This window comes from Kitasatospora aureofaciens, from assembly GCF_001188955.3.
In the GTDB taxonomy this organism is placed as follows: Bacteria; Actinomycetota; Actinomycetes; order Streptomycetales; family Streptomycetaceae; genus Kitasatospora; species Kitasatospora aureofaciens.
Map to the genome: position 1 here is coordinate 220,887 of NZ_JPRF03000012.1, position 14,371 is coordinate 235,257.

A 14,371-nucleotide genomic window follows, 5' to 3' on the forward strand; every position below is an offset into this window, starting at 1 on the left:
ACGTGCACGCCCGGCACGACCTCGAACGGCCGATCAGACCACGGGCGGCCCCGCCTCGATGCGGCGCAGTACCGGGAGGAGACGGTCCAGGTCCGGGCCGGTCTGGATCTGTCGCTCGTCCCACCAGGTCGCGCCGGCGTCGTGCAGGGGACCGATCACGTCCTTGGCCTTCGCCGCGTCCGGAGGTGTGGCACCGCCGAGCACGAACTCGAAGGGGCGCTCGGCGTCGGCCGTACGGTGCTTACGCACATAGCCGACCAGTTCGCGTACTTCCGCCACGTCCGGCACGTGCCCGTGCCGGGCCGTCTCGAAGAGCGGCACCGCGCCGTCCCACCGCGCTGCCCGCCGCATCGGCGCGCGGCGCGGCCAGAACCCCCCGATCCACACCGGCGGACCGGGTCGTTGCACGGTGGCGGGCAGCAACGTCACGTCCCGGACCTCGTAGTGCCCGCCGTGGTGGTTCACCGGCTCGCCGGACCAGAAGTGCCGCAACAGCTCCAGTCCCTCGTCCAGCCGCTCGGCGAGAAGTCGTGGTTCGGCGGCGTCGCCGAAGCTGCGGTATTCGTCCTCGACCGGACCGCCCAGGCCGGCGGCGAAGATCACCCGGCCGCCGCTGAGGTGGTCCAGGGTGGCCACCTGGCGGGCCAGTTGCTGTGGACGATAGCGGGGGACCGGCGTCAGTAGTGTGCCCAGTCGGATCCGGGAGGTCGCCAGCGCGGCCGCGGTCAGCAGCATCCAAGGGTCTCCGAAGGGGCGCCCCTGGTGCTGCCGGTGCAGTACGTGGTCCCAGACGAAGAGCCCGTCCCAGCCCGCCTGTTCGGCGGCAGCCGCAACGGTCGCGACGTTACGGGGGTCGGCGAAGTCACCGAAGTTCGGGATGTTGACGGAGAAGCGCATCCCAGCAGGATGCGCAGCCGGCCGCGGAGCGGCAACCGGATTCGGAAACCGGGCCTCCCGGCAGGCCTCGGACTCTCCTCAGGAGGCGTCAGTCCCCTCGAAGCCACGGAAGGTGCCCGATCGGTCAGCAGCGTCGGCGAACTCCGCGAAGTCCATGTTGGCGATGCTGAGGTTGGCTGACACATCCGGAAACCACCGCGCCGGGACCCTGAACGTTCGCCCGGGTTCGTCCGCGAGGTCGACGGCCAGCAGTGGGTGCTCGGGGCCCTCCATCGCGGTCGGGTCCGCCAGGAACAGGTGGATGACCCGGTCGTCCTCGTCCGCGGCGGCTTCTTCGTCGAGGAGTGTTCGGACGCTCACGCCGGCGAAGCGGAGGTCGCTGACATATGTGGCATGGGTGTACTCGTCGGCAGCGTCGAGCGCGGTGCGTAGTGCGTCCCAGGCTTCGTCGTCACCGAAGTCGGTGCGCAGGACCAGTGAAGTCAGATCATCATCAGGCTGGGGCAAGGGCATGGGCGGGATCGTCTCACCCGACGCCGACATCCCTACGCTTCGAGGGCGTCGGCGCGTCCGGTCAGCTCCTCCGCGATGTCGTCCCAGTCGGGGCCGTGGGAGTAGAGGCTGTTCGCGGCCTCGCGCAGCAGGGCCGGGTCGTCGGGGCACTGGAGGAGGAGCAGCCGGTGGGCGAGGTTGCGGACCCAGACCGGGAGGTAGCCGTCGACCACGTGGGGGCAGAGGGTCCGTAGCATGGCCAGGATCTCGTCCGGGCCGGCGAAGGTCAGCAGTTCGGTGAAGTAGGACTCCTCGTGCTGCCACGGCGCGTCGCACGCGGGTGTCGGTCCGTACTCGTCGCCCCAGAGGCAGCGGGCGAGGTCGGTCAGGGTGTGGCGCATGCCCGGAGCCTACGGCTGCCGGTGGGGTGTGAGTGGTCTGCCGGTGCGGTGTGAGCGGCCGGCGCCAAGCTGGTGCGCATGACCGAGATTCTCGCGCAGTCCGACTGCGGCCACGCCATCAGCGCGTTCGTCGACGGATCCGGACCGACCCTGCTGGTGGTGCACCCCGGGGGTGGCGATGCGACGACCTGGGGCGGCGTCGTCCGCCACCTCGTCGACGACTTCCGGGTCGTCAGGATCCGCCGCCGGATCTACGCTTCCCCGGCCGGCATCGCCCTGTCGCACTCGATGGCTGCCGAGGCCGCCGACGTCACCGCCGTCGCGGATCTCCTGGAGCCGCCCGTGCTGCTTGTGGGTCACTCCTCCGGCGCCGTCGCCGCGCTGGAGGCCGCCCTGCTGCGCCCGTCGGCGTTCGCCGGGCTGTGGCTCTACGAACCTCCGCTGCCCACCCGGGAGTTGATCGCGGGGGCGGCAGGCGTCCGGGCCCGTGCCGCGCTCGACGGGGGCGATCCGATGGAGGCGATGCGGATCCACATGCGGGACATCGTCCGCGTGCCCGGGGGCCTGGTCGACGCCATGTTCGCCGACCCGCAGATGCGGGCGGCGCTGTCCCCGTGCGCGGCGGCGCAGATCGCGGAGGACGAGGCGATCGACGCGCTCGGCGTCGGGATCGACCGCTTCGCGACGCTCGGGACGCCGACGACGCTGATCGAGGGCGAGCTCAGCCCTGCCCATCTGCGCGAACGCCTGGCCGACCTGGCGGCGGTCCTGCCGGATGCGCGGGTCGTCACGCTCGCCGGCCAGGGGCACGCCGCCCACATCACCGCTCCCGGGGCCCTGGCCGACAGCATCCGGGACGCGGCGGCGCGGGTTCTCCGTCCGTGACCGTCGGCCTCACCCGGTGGCTGCCGCTGTGCGTGGCGGGAGCCACCGGGTGATCCGGTCGAACAGGTCCGTCAGCGGTTCGGCGACGTCCCGACCGAACTCGGTGAGCCCGTAGGTGACCTGGGGCGGCGTCGTCGGCTCGACCTCGCGCCGGACCAGGCCGTCCCGGACGAGGGTCCGCAGGGTCTGGGAGAGCATCTTCTCGCTGACGCCCTGGATGCTCTCGCGCAGTTCGTAGAACCGGAGGTCGCCGCCGCGTAGGGAGATCAGCACCCAGATGCCCCACCTGCTGGTCACGTGGTCGACCATGTCGCGGGCGGGGCAGTCGGTGTGAAACACGTCATACCGGCGCCCCGGCTCGACCTGCGTGTGCTGCATGCCTTCCTTCATGCCATGAGCTTACTTAAAGGTATGTCCTTACGAAAAGTTAGCCCGAGTCCTAGCGTCGGGACCACGGACGACATTCGACAAGGAGCTGATCATGATCGTGGTGACCGGGGCGACCGGGAACATCGGCCGGCCGTTGACGCGGGCGCTGGCCGAGGCGGGTCGGGAGGTGGTGGCGGTGTCGCGGCACCGGGCGGCGGTGCCGGACGGCGTGCGCCACGTGGTGGCCGATCTGGCCCGGCCGGGCGAACTCACGGCCGTCCTGCCCGGCGCGGAGGCGCTGTTCCTGCTGCTGTCCGGGGACCTGCACGCCCAGGCGGCCCGCCCGGCCGACCTCATCGGCGAAGCCGTGGCCGCCGGGGTCCGCCGGGTGGTGCTGCTCTCCACCCAGGGAGTGGTGACCAGGCCCTTCGGCCCGACGCGGATCGCGATGCGCGGGCTGGAGGACGTGCTGCGGGACTCCGGCCTGGAGTGGGCGATCCTGCGGCCGGGCGGCTTCGCCTCCAACGCCCTGTGGTGGGCCGAGTCCGTCCGTGCCCAGCGGCTCGTGGCCGCGCCCTTCGGCGACGTCGGTGTGCCGGTCATCGACCCGGCGGACATCGCCGAGGTCGCGGCGGCCGCTCTGCTGGACGACCGACACATCGGCGGTGAGTACGAGCTGACCGGGCCGGAGGTGGTCACTCCGCGGCAGCAGACGGAGGCCCTCGCCGCCGCGCTGGGCTCGCCGGTGCGCTTCCACGAGCTCACCCGCGACGAGGCCAGGGCCGCCATGAGCCGGAGCATGCCGGCGGAACTCGCGGACGACACCCTGGACATCCTCGGTTCCCCGAGCCCGGCCGAGCTGCGCGTCAGCCCGGACGTCGAGCGGGTCCTCGGCCGGGCTCCGCGTCCGTTCGCCGACTGGGCCGTGCGCAACGTCGCCGCGTTCCGCTGACCGGACGGGTGGGCGCAGCGAGGTGCCGGGCGATCCGCTGGGGATCGCCCGGCACCTTCCGTACGGGCGTGATCAGTGCTGGTCCTCGGTCGCTGGAGCAGTGGCGCCGTCGGCGGTGACGGTGAAGGCGGCGGTGTGGGCGGAGGGGTAGCGGGCGGAGCTTGCGGGCAGTACCCCCGGGGGGTATAAAGGAATCCGACGCCCGATACCCCCAGTGGGTATGATGGGCCCGGCCGCGGACGCACCTTCGCACGACCTCGAAGTACCGACTGTCACGAGGAGCAACGATGACCACGCAGGCACCCGCCTCCACGGAGGTGGAACTCTCGATCGGCGGAATGACGTGCGCCTCGTGCGCGGCCCGCATCGAGAAGAAGCTCAACCGGATGGGCGGCGTCTCGGCCAGCGTCAACTACGCCACCGAGAAGGCGAAGGTCACCTTCGAGGGCGAGGTGGAGGTCGCCGACCTGATCGCCACCGTCGAGGCCACCGGTTACACCGCCGCCCTGCCCGAGCCCCCGGCCACCGCCGGCGTCCCGGACGCCGGGCAGGGCGAGTCCGCCGACGAGCTGGCCCCGCTGCGCCAGCGGCTGTTCACCGCGCTGGCCCTGGCCGTCCCGGTGATCGCGATGGCGATGGTGCCGGCCCTGCAGTTCGACAACTGGCAGTGGCTCTCGCTGACCCTCGCCGCCCCGGTCGTCACCTACGCCGCCTGGCCGTTCCACCGGGCCGCGTTCACCAACGCCCGGCACGGCGCCGCGACGATGGACACCCTGGTCTCGCTCGGTACGGGCGCCGCGTTCCTGTGGTCCCTGTGGGCGCTGTTCTTCGGCGACGCCGGGATGCCCGGCATGCGGCACGGTTTCGAGTTCACCATCGGCCGCAGCGACGGCGCCTCCAACATCTACCTGGAGGCGGCGGCCGGCGTCACCGCCTTCATCCTGGCCGGGCGCTACTTCGAGGCCCGCTCCAAGCGCACCGCCGGAGCCGCGCTCAAGGCGCTGCTGGAACTGGGCGCCAAGGACGTGACGGTGCTGCGCGGCGGAGCCGAGGTGCGGATCCCGATCGCCGAACTCGCCGTGGGCGACCGCTTCGTGGTGCGGCCGGGCGAGAAGATCGCCACCGACGGCACCGTGGTCGAGGGTGCCTCGGCCGTCGACGCCTCGATGCTGACCGGCGAGTCGGTGCCGGTCGAGGTGGGGGTCGGCGACAGCGTCACCGGCGCCACCGTCAACGCGGGCGGCCGGCTGGTCGTCGAGACGACCCGGGTCGGCGCGGACACCCAGCTGTCCCGGATGGCCAAGCTGGTCGAGGACGCGCAGAACGGCAAGGCCGCCGCCCAGCGCCTCGCCGACCGGATCTCCGCCGTCTTCGTGCCGATCGTCATCACCCTCGCCGTCGCCACCCTCGGCTACTGGCTGGGCACCGGCGAGGGCTGGACCGCCGCCTTCACGGCAGCCGTCGCCGTACTGATCATCGCCTGCCCGTGCGCCCTCGGCCTGGCCACCCCGACCGCCCTGCTGGTCGGCACCGGCCGCGGCGCCCAGCTGGGCGTGCTGATCAAGGGCCCCGAGGTGCTCGAGTCCACCCGCAAGGTCGACACCATCGTCCTGGACAAGACCGGCACCGTCACCACCGGGCAGATGACCCTGCTCGGCGTGCACACCGTCGAGGGCGTCGCCGAAGCCGAGGTGCTCCGGCTCGCCGGCGCCCTGGAGCACGCCTCCGAGCACCCGATCGCCCGGGCGATCGCCACCGCCGCCGCCAAGGCCGGCGAACTTCCCGCCGTCGAGGGCTTCGAGAACGTCCCGGGCCTGGGCGTCCAGGGCGTGGTGGACGGCCACGCGGTGGTGGCCGGGCGGGAGGCGCTGCTCAACGAGTGGTCGCAGTACCTGCCGGAGTCCCTGGCCGGGGCCAAGCGCAGGGCCGAGTCGGCCGGCCGCACCGCGATCGCGGTCGGCTGGGACGGCGAGGCGCGGGCCGTGCTGGAGGTCGCCGACGCGGTTAAACCGACCAGCGCCGAGGCCATCGCCGCGCTGCGCGCCCTGGGCCTGACCCCGGTGCTGCTCACCGGTGACAACAGGCTGGTCGCCGAGGCGGTCGCGGCCGAGGTCGGCATCGAGCCGGAGCACGTGATCGCCGAGGTCATGCCGCAGGACAAGGTCGACACCGTCAAACGGTTGCAGGCCGAGGGCAAGGTCGTGGCGATGGTCGGCGACGGCGTCAACGACGCCGCCGCGCTCGCCCAGGCCGACCTGGGCCTGGCGATGGGCACCGGCACCGACGCCGCGATCGAGGCGGGTGACCTGACCCTGGTCCGCGGCGACCTGCTGGCCGCGGCGGACGCCATCCGGCTCTCCCGCCGCACCCTCGGCACCATCAAGAGCAACCTGTTCTGGGCGTTCGGCTACAACGTCGCCGCCCTGCCGCTGGCGGCGGCCGGGATGCTCAACCCGATGATCGCGGGGGCGGCCATGGCCTTCTCCTCGGTCTTCGTGGTCGGCAACAGCCTGCGGCTGCGCCGCTTCCGCTGAGCGGCCCACCGCCACCGCCACCGCCACCGCCACCGCTCGCCGCCAACGGCCCCGAGGCCCCGGAACCGCCGCCCGGTTCCGGGGCCTCGGTGTGCCCGGCTCAACCTGTGAGTGTCACGCACAGTAGCGGCCGTAGTCAGACCGGAACATGCCATTTCCTCCCCTTGTGCCCGTAATCAGGCGTCGTTTTGCCTGTACTTGGGGTAGCACTCACCGAAGTCCTACCCTGTCGCGACCGGACCGAGATGTGACGCTCCGAAACTTGTTAGGCAAGGCTTCCCTGCCTTAGGTTTTCGTGCCGTCGGGCCGGTGCCCTGCTCATCCGGCAGGCCCGTACGGCCGACCCCCGCCACCCTCGGAGGACCCTCAGCATGCCCGGAACCGCCCGGCCCCTCGCCGCCCTGTCCCTCCTCGCCGCCTGCGCGCTCGCCCTCACCGCCTGCGGCAGCTCGGGCGGCAGCACGGACAGCGCGGCCCCCGCGGCCTCCGGTACGGCGCTCGCCGGCCAGACCGTCACCGTCTACAGCGGCCAGCACGAGCAGACCGTCAAGGCCCTGACCGAGGACTTCACCAAGCGCACCGGCATCAAGGTCGAGCTGCGCTCCGGGGACGAGGCCGAACTGGCCAACCAGATCCTCCAGGAGGGCGACGCCTCCCCGGCCGACGTCTTCTACGCCGAGAACCCGCCCGCGCTCACCGTCCTCGGCGACAAGGGCCTGCTCGCCAAGGTCGCCCCCGATACCCTCAAGTCCGTACCGGCCAACGACAGTTCGGGGCGCGGGGACTGGGTCGGCGTCTCCGCCCGGACCTCCGCCTTCCTCGCGGCCACCGGCAAGGCCGCCGACTCCGCGCCGCCCGCCTCCGTGCTCGACCTCGCCAAGCCCGAGTGGAAGGGCCGCCTGGGCATCGCCCCCAGCGAGACCGACTTCGCCCCGGTCGTCACCCAGGTGCTCAAGGCCAAGGGCGAGGACGCCACCAAGCAGTGGCTCAAGGGCCTCAAGGACAACGCCAAGGTCTACGACAGCAACGAGACCCTCTCCGCCGCCGTCAACAGCGGCGAGGTCGAGGGCGGCGTCATCGACCACTACTACTTCTACCGGATGCGCGACGAGAAGGGCGCCGCCGAGACCCGCGCGACCCTGCACTACTTCCCCAAGGGCGACCCGGGCTCGCTGGTCGACGTCTCCGGCGCCGCCGTCCTCAAGCACGGCAAGCACCAGGCCGCCGCCCAGGCCTTCCTCGGCTACCTCGCCTCCGCCCCCGCCCAGACCGTCATCGCCGGCTCGGCCAGCTACGAGTACCCGCTGGTCAGCGGCGTGCAGGGCAAGCCCGAACTGCCCGCCCTGGACACCATCGGCACCGTCGCCGACCCGGCACAGCTGGGCGACGGCAAGCAGGCCCTGGGCCTGCTCCAGGACGCCGGCCTGCTCCAGTGACGACCCCCGCGCAGACGACTTCCGTGGGGACGACCCCGGTCGTCGGGCCGAGGCTGCGGCGGCGGTGGCGGGCCACCGGCCTGCTCGCCCCCGTCGCCGTCGCCGTCGTCGCGGTGGTCGCCTCGCCGCTCGGCTTCGTCATTGCCCAGGCCGCGCAGGCCGGTTGGGACCAGACCCGGCGCCTGCTCGGCCGCCCGCTGATCGCCACCCTCCTCTGGCACACCCTGAGCCTGGCCGCCGCCGTCACCCTCGCCACCGCCGTCCTCGGCTTCGGCGCCGCCTACCTGGTCGAACGCACCACCCTGCCCGGCCGCCGCGCCTGGACCGTCGCGCTCGCTCTGCCGCTCGCCGTACCGGAGTTCGTCCGCGGCTACTCCTGGGTCTCGCTGTTCCGCTCCGTCCACGGCTACTGGGGCGCGGTGCTGGTGATGACCTGCTCGCTCTACCCCCTCGTGTTCCTCCCGGTCGCGGCCGCCCTGCGGCACGGCGACGCCGCCGCCGAGGAGGTCTCCCGCTCCCTGGGCCGCGGCCGGCTCGCCACCCTGTGGCGGGTCACCCTCCCGCTCACCCGGCCCGCACTCGCCGGCGGCGTACTGCTCGTCTCGCTCTACCTCCTCGGCGAGTACGGCGCCTTCGCGATGCTGCGCTACACCACCTTCGCCACCGCCGTGTTCACCCAGTACAAGCTCGGCTTCGACGCGGCCTCCGCCTCCCTGCTCACCCTGGTGCTGGTCGCCCTCGCCCTGCTGCTGGTCGCCCTGGAGGCCTGGGCCGGCCGCCGGACGCGCGTCACCCGGCACGGCGCCCTCGCCCGCCCGGCACCGCCCGCCCGGCTCGGCGGCTGGACGGCGCCCGCACTCCTCGCGCTCGCCGCGCTGGTCGGCGTCTCGCTCGGGGTGCCGCTGTACGCGCTCACGTACTGGCTGATCAAGGGCAGCTCCACCACCCTGCCCTCCGCCTCCGTCCTCGGCGCCACCCTGGCCACCCTCGGGTACGCGCTCGGCGCGGCGCTGGTCGCCACCGCCGCGGCCGTCCCGGTCGCCCTGTACGGCTGGCGGCACGGCACCCGGCCGGCCCGCGCCGTCGAACGCGTCGCCTACCTCACCCGGGCACTGCCCGGCATCGCGGTCGCCCTGTCGGTGGTCTTCTTCGCCGTCCGCTGGGCCCAACCCCTCTACCAGCAGCCGCCGATGCTCATCCTCGGGTACGTCCTGCTGTTCTTCCCGCTGGCGCTGACCGCCGTCCGTGCCGCCCTCGCCCAGGTGCCGCCCGGCGTCGAGGAGGCCGCCCGCTCGCTCGGCACCCGCCCGCTCGCCGTCCTCGGCCGGATCACCCTCCCGCTGGTGCTGCCCGGCCTGGGCGCGGCCGTCGCCATGGTCGGCCTCACCGCCTCCACCGAACTCACCGCCACCCTGCTGCTGCGCCCCACCGGTACCCAGACCCTGGCCACCCAGTTCTGGGTCTACACCAGCGGTCTCGCCTACGGGGCGGCCGCGCCCTACGCCGCGCTGATGGTCGCGCTGTCCGTGCCCTCCGTCCTGCTGCTGACCCGCCGAAACCTCGGCCGTCCTGGGGAGAACCAGTGACCGGACTGTCCGTCGTCGACCTCCACGCCGCCCACGGGCGCAGCCCGGTCCTGCACGGCATCGACCTGACCGTGCCCGACGGCGCCCTCGCCTGCGTCCTCGGGCCGTCCGGCTGCGGGAAGTCCACCCTGCTGCGGGTACTGGCCGGCTTCCACCCGGCAGCCGCCGGACAGGTCCTGCTGCACGGCCGCGTCCTGGACGACGGGCGCAGCCGGCTCGCCCCCGAACACCGGGGCATCGGCCTCGTCCCCCAGGACGGCGCGCTCTTCCCCCACCTGAGCGTCGCCGCCAACATCGGCTTCGGCCTGCCGCGCTCCCGGCGCCGCGCCCGCGTCGGCGAACTGCTCGACCTGGTCGGCCTGCCCGGCCTCGGCGAACGCCGCCCGCACCAGCTCTCCGGCGGCCAGCAGCAACGCGTCGCCCTCGCCCGGGCGCTCGCGCCCCGGCCCCGGCTCCTGCTGCTCGACGAACCCTTCGCCGCCCTGGACGCCACCCTCCGCGCCGAACTGCGCCGCGAAGTCGCCGCCACGCTGCGGCAGTCCGGCACCACGGCGGTCCTCGTCACCCACGACCAGGACGAGGCCCTCTCCTTCGCCGACACCGTCGCCGTCCTGCGGGACGGCCGGATCGCCCAAGCCGGCACCCCGCACGAGCTCTACCACCGCCCGACGGACGCCGCCGTCGCCACCGTCCTCGGCGAGGCCAACCTGATTCCCGCCGAAGCCAAGGGAGTTGAGGCCCTGACCGCCTTCGGCCCACTCCCACTCGTCACCCCCGGCGCGACTCCTACGGCCGCGCTCGCCCTGCTCCGCCCCGGCCAGCTCCGCCTCACCGCCGACCCGGTGGACGGCGCGGCCCCGGCCAAGGTCATCGGCAGCGACTTCCGCGGCCACGACCACCGCGTCGAACTCCGCCCGGAAGCCCCCGGACTGCCCGACGTCCTGATCGCCTCCTCGGACCGCCCCTGGCCGGTCGGCAGCGAGACCTACGTGAGCGCGACCGGCCCGGTGCACCTGCTGCCGGAGTCCTGAGCGGGGCCGCACCGTTGGCGCGACGGGGCGGGGCCCGTCGGCTACCGGTCGCGGCGTCGTACCCGCCCGCCCCGGGGCCGACAGGAGCCCCCGCGTCCTCCTCCTGGTGCCCGGGCCGCCCGTCCGAACAGGGCGGACGAGGGTGCGGCAGAGTGCATCAGCTGACGGGCCTGGTGCCCCGATGGCCGTGGACTCCGTCAGAGCGGGTTGAGACGGGCCTTGAGCAGGCAGAACTCGTTGCCCTCGGGGTCGGCGAGCACGTGCCAGGACTCCTCGCCGGTCTGGCCGATGTCGGCCGGGCGCGCGCCGAGGGCCAGCAGGCGTTCGAGTTCGGCCTCCTGGTCCCGGTCGGTGGCGTTGACGTCGATGTGCAGGCGGGGCTTGCCCGGCTCCGGTGCTTCCCGGCGGCTGAGGAAGAGCGTCGGCTGGGCGCCGCCGAAGCCCTCGCGCGGCCCGATCTCGATGCTGCCGTCGTCCTCGCGGCCGAGCACCACGAAGTCCAGGACCTCGCACCAGAACCGCGCCAGCACCTCGGGTTCGCGGCAGCCGAGGACGAGTTCGCTGATGCGACATGCCATGGGACGGAACCTGCTCTCGGTCGGGGGTGCGGCCGCGAGCGACCGTACCGGGCGGGACGTACGGAGGCGAGAGGTTTTCGCGGCCCGCCCGGGGCCTACGCCTCCTCCGGCAGCTCCACCGCCTGCCAGCGGTAGGCCGCGTCCTCCTGCCACACCTGCAGCTCGCCCTCCACGACCGCCGCCAGGCACAGCCGCCAGTCGTCGCCCATGGTGAGCGCGACCCGGGTGGCGGGTCGCAGGGTGGGCCGCCACCAGCGCGGGCGCCGGGAGGCGCCGCCGGCGGGGAGCCGCAGCCGTACGCCGCCCGCGCCGGCCAGGGCGATGGTGGGGCCGCCGCGGTGGCCGACCATGGCGATGCCGAGGGCGGGTTCGCCGTCGCCGATCTCCGTGGCGGTGCCGGGGGCGCCGAGGGTGTGGAGCTGGACGGAGCCGTCCGTGCGCAGGGTGGCGGCCTGGGGTCCGGCGGAGGCGCGGGCGAGTGCCCCGGCGCGCAGGGGGCCGGGCGGGCCGAGGGGAACGGGTGGTTCGCCGGAGCCGGGCCGCCAGCTGAGCACCCGTTCGCGGTGCTCGACCAGGAGCAGCCAGGCGCCGGGACGTTCCTCCTCTGCGGCGAGGACCCGGTCGGCGGGGCAGCCGGGGTGTTCCTGGCCGGTGAGGGTGAGGCCGGGGGCCCAGCGGTAGGAGCGCAGGGCGCCCGCCGCGGCGGTCCACACGGTGAGTTCTCCGGCCGCGCCGACGGCCCCGGCCAGGCCGCTGACCCCGCGGGCCGCCTCCCACCAGCCGGCCGCGGTGCCGACCCAGAGGGTGCCGGAGCGGTCCTCGGCGCAGACCACCAGTTCGCCCTGGCGTCCGGCCCAGCCCGCCGCCAACTCCCGTACGGCGCCGAGGCCCCGGCCGGCGGGCAGGCGGTGGTCGGTGCGTCCGGGCCCGGCGAGGGCGGTGCCGTCGGCGCCGCCGGTGACCACCAGCGGCCGTCCGGCCCGGTCGGGCAGGACGGCCAGGCCCGCGGTGCGCGCCACCGGGCGGTGGGTGCGCAGGAGTTCGCGGCCCCGGGCGGCCCAGGGGCCGAGCGGGAAGGGGCGGCGCTCGGGTTCGCGGGCGAGCGGTTCGCAGGCCCAGCGGGCGAGTTCCTCGCCGTACCCGGCGGCCAGCAGTTCGGCGCGGGCCTGTTCGGCGGCGAGCCGGTGGTCGAGCCGGCCGTGGTCGGGCAGCAGCAGGGTGCGGGCGAGGGTGCCGACCGCGAACAGGTCCTTGGCGGTGGTCGGGAAGCCGCCGACCTGTTCGGCTTCGGGCGGGACGTGGCCGGGGGTGAACACCGCGACGGTGAGGGTGTGGTCGAGCGGCGCGAGGAACGTCAGGTCGATCAGCTTGACCAGGCCCTGGGCGTCGACCAGGACGTTGGCGGGGGAGATGTCGCGGTGCACCCAGCGCTTGCGGTGCAGCTCGTCGACGATCCGGCAGAGCCGGGCCAGCACTTCGGCCACCGCGGCCGGCCCGCCGCGCTGGGCACGGGCCCAGGTGTGCAGCGGGACGCCCTCGACCCACGGCGAGATCTGGTAGCCGAGCAGCCCGCCGGAGGGCGCCGTGCCGGGCCGGTGCGGGGAGGGGCCGAGCAGGAAGCTGGGCACCACCAGGTCGGTGACGCCGAGCCGGTGGGCGTTGTGCGAGACGTCGTCCCAGCGGCCGAGCCAGCGCCGGACCTCGGACGGGTCCCGCTCCAGCATGATCTTCGCGGCGACGAGCTCCTTGATCCCGTTGTGCCCGGTGCGCACGGCCCGCCACACCTCGGCCTCGCCGCCCCGGTGGTGGAACTCCATCAGCTCGTACTGTTCGGGGTCGAACTCCGGCCCGAAGCGGAGCCCGGGAACCCAACGAGACTCGGACACACGACCCCCGACGCTTCTCACCGCTGTGGACGCGCAGCAGTCCAGCAGCCTGCGCCCGCCCAGGATAGTGCTCATTTCTGTTCGTCGGCCCGGAGGAGGGCCTATTCTGATGGGCGCCCGAGCAACATCACGAAACAACGTCAACTCATGGTCGCACGGGGAATGTTGATCATGGAGTAGGACGCTCTCGAAGCGCAGGGGGACGGTGCATGGCGCAGCTCGCGGTGCTGCTGATCATCGTGGTGGCACTGGCCGGTGTCGCCGCAGTGGTGCTCGCCCGCAGGCGAACCACCCTGGACGCGGCCGGAGTCGCCAAGGCCCTCGGCGCGGCCGCCGAGCAACTCGCGGCCGGCAAGGCCCCGCAGGCCCGCCGCCGCTACGCCCGACTGGCCCGCCAACTCGCCGGCGGGCCCGAGGAACTGCGCACCCAGCGCGGCCTCGCCCTGCTCGGCCAGGCCGAGGCCACCATCCCCACCGGAGACCAGCAGGCCACCCTCGCCCTGCACCGCGAGGCCTTCCCGCTGCTCACCGACCCGGCCCGCCAACTGCCCCGCTGGAGCCTGCTCCGCCTCGCCGAGGAGCGGACACAGGCCCCGGACGGCGACCTCGGACCGGTCCTCGCCCTCCTCCAGGCCACCGCCACCGGCGCCGAACCCGGCGAGGAGGCCGAGACCGCCGCCCGCGCCCGCCAGTGGCTGCAACAGCTGTGCCGCGACGCCCGCCCCGAACAGCGCGACCACGCCACCGCCCGGGCCCTCGCCGCCCTCCCCGGCCAGGACTGGCCCGTGCTCGCCCGCGCCGCCCTGCTGAGCGCCACCGACCGGGCCGCCGAGACCGAACCGCTGCTCGCCGCGGCCGCCCCCCACGGCAGCGGCGAACTCTGGTTCCGCTGGGGCGCCCAGCTGTTCACCCTGCACCGGGACGAACCCGCCGTCGCCGCCTTCGACGAGGCCCTGCGCCGCGGCCCCGGCGAACCCTCCCCGTGGGGCCGCGGACCGGCGCTGCGCACCGACAGCCTGCTCTTCCGCGGCCTCGCCCGGCAGCGGCTCGGCGACACCGACGCCGCCTGGGCCGACCTCGCCGCGGCGGCCGGGGAGAGCCCGAGCGACCCGCGCCCCCGCTACGCCCTCGGCCGGCTCGCCCTGCTGCTCGGCGCCGACGACCAGGCCCGGGAGCAGTTCACCGCCGCCCTGACCGTCCGACCCTCCTTCGCCCCGGCCCGGTTCGGCCTCGCCCTGGTCCACGAGCGGGCCCAGCGGCACTCCGAGGCCGCCGCCGACTACCGCGCCGGCCTCGGCCAGGCCCCCGACTGGCGCCCCGCCCG

The 14,371-nt window shown here is 74.1% G+C and carries 13 protein-coding genes; 7 read left to right on the plus strand and 6 right to left on the minus strand.

Annotated elements, in window-relative coordinates; translation table 11 throughout:
• Window positions 1-33: 33 nt before the first annotated feature.
• The 3 genes from HS99_RS05980 to HS99_RS05990 all read right to left on the minus strand — a co-directional run bounded on the left by HS99_RS05980 (window position 34) and on the right by HS99_RS05990 (window position 1,790).
• Window positions 34-897, minus strand: coding sequence for an LLM class flavin-dependent oxidoreductase (locus HS99_RS05980; RefSeq protein ID WP_030555472.1), 864 nt, complete (start codon window positions 895-897; stop codon window positions 34-36).
• Between the two features lie 78 nt (window positions 898-975).
• On the minus strand, window positions 976-1,410 hold the full coding sequence (locus HS99_RS05985) for a DUF6924 domain-containing protein (protein WP_030290500.1): 435 nt from the start codon (window positions 1,408-1,410) through the stop codon (window positions 976-978).
• Between the two features lie 32 nt (window positions 1,411-1,442).
• Window positions 1,443-1,790 carry a hypothetical protein gene (locus HS99_RS05990; RefSeq protein ID WP_030555473.1) on the minus strand — a complete coding sequence of 116 codons (348 nt, stop codon included), beginning with the start codon at window positions 1,788-1,790 and terminating at the stop codon, window positions 1,443-1,445.
• Window positions 1,791-1,868: 78 nt separating this feature from the next.
• On the opposite strand from HS99_RS05990, the gene HS99_RS05995 reads away from it, so the two are divergent.
• Window positions 1,869-2,675, plus strand: a complete 807-nt coding sequence (locus tag HS99_RS05995; RefSeq protein WP_030555474.1) for an alpha/beta fold hydrolase — start codon at window positions 1,869-1,871, stop codon at window positions 2,673-2,675.
• Window positions 2,676-2,684: 9 nt separating this feature from the next.
• Here the strand turns inward: HS99_RS05995 and HS99_RS06000 are convergent, their stop codons facing one another.
• On the minus strand, window positions 2,685-3,065 hold the full coding sequence (locus HS99_RS06000) for a winged helix-turn-helix transcriptional regulator (protein WP_030290497.1): 381 nt from the start codon (window positions 3,063-3,065) through the stop codon (window positions 2,685-2,687).
• A 91-nt stretch (window positions 3,066-3,156) separates the two neighbouring features.
• Between HS99_RS06000 and HS99_RS06005 the strand changes: the two genes are divergently transcribed.
• The 5 genes from HS99_RS06005 to HS99_RS06025 all read left to right on the plus strand — a co-directional run bounded on the left by HS99_RS06005 (window position 3,157) and on the right by HS99_RS06025 (window position 10,583).
• Window positions 3,157-3,996: an NAD(P)H-binding protein gene (locus HS99_RS06005; RefSeq protein ID WP_030555475.1), complete on the plus strand. Its 840-nt coding sequence runs from the start codon at window positions 3,157-3,159 to the stop codon at window positions 3,994-3,996.
• 287 nt (window positions 3,997-4,283) lie between these two features.
• A complete protein-coding gene (locus tag HS99_RS06010) occupies window positions 4,284-6,530 on the plus strand; it encodes a heavy metal translocating P-type ATPase (protein WP_030555476.1) in 2,247 nt (748 codons plus the stop codon).
• A 371-nt stretch (window positions 6,531-6,901) separates the two neighbouring features.
• Window positions 6,902-7,966: an iron ABC transporter substrate-binding protein gene (locus HS99_RS06015; RefSeq protein WP_030555478.1), complete on the plus strand. Its 1,065-nt coding sequence runs from the start codon at window positions 6,902-6,904 to the stop codon at window positions 7,964-7,966.
• 23 nt (window positions 7,967-7,989) lie between these two features.
• The gene (locus HS99_RS06020; protein ID WP_198429352.1) at window positions 7,990-9,552 is read left to right on the plus strand and encodes an ABC transporter permease; all 1,563 of its coding nucleotides are present in this window, start codon (window positions 7,990-7,992) and stop codon (window positions 9,550-9,552) included.
• Complete coding sequence (locus HS99_RS06025; RefSeq protein ID WP_030290492.1) at window positions 9,549-10,583, plus strand: ABC transporter ATP-binding protein; 1,035 nt, start codon at window positions 9,549-9,551, stop codon at window positions 10,581-10,583. Before HS99_RS06020 ends, HS99_RS06025 begins: the two co-directional genes overlap by 4 nt.
• A gap of 197 nt (window positions 10,584-10,780) precedes the next feature.
• Here HS99_RS06025 and HS99_RS06030 read toward each other — a convergent pair whose 3' ends face one another.
• Entirely contained in the window at window positions 10,781-11,161 is a 381-nt protein-coding gene (locus tag HS99_RS06030) for a VOC family protein (RefSeq protein WP_030290491.1), read from the minus strand.
• Window positions 11,162-11,256: 95 nt separating this feature from the next.
• Window positions 11,257-13,047, minus strand: a complete 1,791-nt coding sequence (locus HS99_RS06035) for a protein kinase domain-containing protein (protein WP_030290490.1) — start codon at window positions 13,045-13,047, stop codon at window positions 11,257-11,259.
• A 209-nt stretch (window positions 13,048-13,256) separates the two neighbouring features.
• Here HS99_RS06035 and HS99_RS06040 point away from each other — a divergent pair.
• Window positions 13,257-14,371: tetratricopeptide repeat protein (locus HS99_RS06040; protein WP_063737788.1), on the plus strand; the 1,115-nt coding region annotated here is incomplete at its 3' end.